This is a genomic window from bacterium (genome assembly GCA_022616075.1).
Lineage (GTDB): Bacteria > Acidobacteriota > HRBIN11 > JAKEFK01 > JAKEFK01 > JAKEFK01.
This window is the reverse complement of the sequence record JAKEFK010000189.1, coordinates 1-2962: the sequence shown is the minus strand read 5'-3', so window position 1 is coordinate 2962 and position 2962 is coordinate 1. Positions and strand designations below refer to the sequence as shown.

Here is a 2962-nt window from a genome sequence, read left to right as displayed (position 1 = left end):
GAGACGGCATTATTCCTGGATAAAAACAGCCCGCAGTACATCGGGGGAATTCTTGAGATGTGCAATGAGCGGCTTTATAAATTCTGGTCCGATCTCGGACCTGCGCTAAGAACCGGCCAACCGCAGAATGAAATCAAACACAGCCAGAAGCCGATGTTCGAAACTCTTTATGAAGACTTGCCCCGTTTGGAACAATTCATGGGAGCCATGACCGGATTGTCGCGGGGGAATTTCATCGCGCTCGCTGAAAAATTCGATTTTTCGAAATACAGGACCCTCTGTGACGTTGGTGGCGCGACCGGATTGCTGTCCATTGTTGTCGCTCAACGCCATCTTCATATTCAGTGTATCTCCTTCGATTTGCCTCCAGTGGAACCGATTGCAAAGAGGTCCATCGAACGGGAAGGCCTGTCCGATCGAATCAAACCAGCTTCCGGAGATTTCTTCAAGGAAGGTTTGCCAAAGGCTGACTTGATCACCATGGGAATGATTCTTCATGATTGGAATCTTGAAAATAAGAAACATCTCATTCGTCTTGCTTACGATGCTTTGCCTGATGGCGGAGCATTGATTGCGGTTGAGAATCTGATCGATGATGAGCGGCGTGAAAATGTTTTCGGACTGTTGATGTCGCTCAACATGCTGATCGAGTTTGGTGATGCTTTTGATTTTACCGGTGAAGATTTCTGGCGCTGGTGCAAGGAAGCAGGATTCAAACGCTATGAAGTGATTCATCTCGCAGGTCCGTGCAGCGCTGCGATTGCATACAAATAGCTCTTTAGTTGAAACGGTTTGCGGGCGAGTCGCGCGCACCACTTCGTTTAGACAATTCTTGCCTTGAAGCTATTTGATTACACCTTCGCGCCCGACCATTCGGCGGAGCAATCCGGTTTGTCCTGCATGATACGTTTCATGGAACTGCAGGATAAACAGCGATTCTTCTATCGTTTTTCCGATGCCAGGATCAGGGGATGGCGCATTCAATTGCTCTTCCGTGAGCTCCGACAAAGTCGTCAGGATCCGTTCTTGTGAACGGTCGAGATCGACGACCATATTGGTGAGATTCTGAGCGCGCGAGTCATCTTTAATTGGCTCAGAACCCCGACGATAAGTTGCAGCCTTTTCCTGATTCCAGAAGGGTTCCCGGTTCAGCATTTGCAGCGCCGCATTTCGAGTGCTCAAAATGTGACCCAGTACCCAGTTTAAACAGTTGCCGTCAGCTTCCGGCTGCAACAAACTTTCATCGTGTGTGATCCCTTCAAGATTTTTTTTCAGCACCTGGTAGCTGACTCCAAAAAGTTTTTTCAATGCCTCTGTGCTCGTGGTATTCATAACTTCTCCTTTTGTCTTAGATTTACATCGGTGACCAGCGCGATCGCTTCCATGACAGCGCGAAATCCTGCCATCTGTCTGTCGTTGACTCCATCTCTGATGCGTTGCTCAAACGCCTCCAGCATTTTCTGAAGTTTTCCTGCAAGTTTTCGCCCTTCCGATGTCAGTTCAACCGTAAATGACCGTCTGTCGCTGGGATTGATTTGTCGTGTAATCAAGTCACGCTCCGCTAATCGATCAAGAATACTGGTGAGGGTGGATGGCTTATGCCCGAAGACTCGCTCGATCTCTGAAACAGGACAGGGCGCATAACTTTTGAGATAGGAGAGAAGATGACTTTCCACAGGGCTCACTCCCAACTTCTCGGTCTCCCGTTCCAGATAGATCGTGACCTGACGGCTCGCTTTGTGGAGGGGGGACAGAAACTGAAATTGCATGTCGTGCTTTTCCTCCTCGAAATAATACGAAATCGTAGTATACGAAAACGTAGTATAATGTTTAGCGGTGAAGAAAGCAAGGGCAGGGATTGCCCCTACCCTTTTTGTGCAGGCTAGATTCTTAGTGAATGAGGTTTTTGTCGATCGCCTCTAACGGGTCGAAGCCAAGCCGTTGCCGAATCATTCGGCGGACGCTGTCGGGCAAAGTGATTTTGCCGGTTCTCTTGCGATGGGGTTGCGGCGAATAGGACGCAATGGCGGCAGGATCGGGGATCGCCAGGAAGGCTCGTCCTTCCCCTGCGCCATCGACTGCTCCTCCTGAGATTTCCCCGGAGTCATTGATGTCATTCGCGTAGACGAGATATATGGAACCGGGCGGTACGAGTTCATTGAGATCCATCATTACGCCATCTTTATACAGGAAGGCCCGGACTCCTGATGCGCCGATTGATAACCCGACGATATCGCCAAAGCTATTCATGCCGAAGGGCAAACTAATCACGTCATCGTCCACAGCGCCAATATCTTCAATCGGTTCACCTTCAACCCCACTCCAGGAGAAAGTATGCGCACTTAAACCGCCACCTCCTGAAACATTGGAAAATCCAGTCACTTCTCCTTTGTTATTGATTGCCGTTGGTGTATGCCAGGCCTCGCCTCCAAGATTTCCCATGTCATGCGGAACCTCATTATTCCAGATCACGGCGTGTTTCGCACTGAATCTTCCTTCAGCTCGGTCGCAATCACCCGAAATGCCCACGACCTGTCCTTTGTCGTTGATTGCCGTTGCTGCGGAGGTTGAATCATCTCCGAACGGGAGAAGCTCCTGTACCAGATTCTTCTTGGGCTCCCATAGAACGGCTCTGAATTGAAATATTTGGTCAGTCGTGGGATTGCAAGTTGGATCTTCGAAGGTGTTTTCAGCCCAGCCGACGATTTGACCTTGGTTGTTGGCGCCCGCCGCGTATCCATTATTTCCTCCGAGCGTGGGAAGTTCCGTCATGACGCCCTTATCCCATACAAATCCCACACACTTACGATCAGAACGTTCCGCAAAAAAGCCTCCGCAGCTCCATCGTTCGGCATACGGATCTTCCTCGGCGGTTTCGGATATGCCCACGATCAAACCGTTATCGGCCTTTACCGGCCAATAGACACCGCTGCTCGGGCCGCCGAGTGTGCCGAGATCTTCT

General features: G+C 50.1%; 4 protein-coding genes. 1 reads left to right on the top strand and 3 read right to left on the bottom strand.

The window, feature by feature from the left end:
* On the top strand, positions 1 to 774 hold a 774-nt coding region (locus L0156_15110), incomplete at its 5' end, for a methyltransferase (protein ID MCI0604326.1).
* 69 nt (positions 775 to 843) lie between these two features.
* On the opposite strand, the gene L0156_15105 is transcribed toward L0156_15110, so the two are convergent.
* The 3 genes from L0156_15105 to L0156_15095 all read right to left on the bottom strand — a co-directional run.
* On the bottom strand, positions 844 to 1332 hold the full coding sequence (locus L0156_15105) for a DinB family protein (GenBank protein ID MCI0604325.1): 489 nt from the start codon (positions 1330 to 1332) through the stop codon (positions 844 to 846).
* Positions 1329 to 1769, bottom strand: a complete 441-nt coding sequence (locus tag L0156_15100) for a MarR family transcriptional regulator (protein MCI0604324.1) — start codon at positions 1767 to 1769, stop codon at positions 1329 to 1331. The genes L0156_15105 and L0156_15100 overlap by 4 nt, the downstream gene beginning before the upstream one ends.
* A gap of 121 nt (positions 1770 to 1890) precedes the next feature.
* A partial coding sequence (locus L0156_15095; GenBank protein MCI0604323.1) for a hypothetical protein occupies positions 1891 to 2962 on the bottom strand: 1072 nt, incomplete at its 5' end.

Excerpts from the sequence above, each read along its gene's own strand:
- L0156_15105 (MCI0604325.1), bottom strand. The coding sequence starts at position 1,332 with ATGAATACCACGAGCACAGAGGCATTGAAAAAACTTTTTGGAGTCAGC.
- L0156_15100 (MCI0604324.1), bottom strand. The coding sequence starts at position 1,769 with ATGCAATTTCAGTTTCTGTCCCCCCTCCACAAAGCGAGCCGTCAGGTC.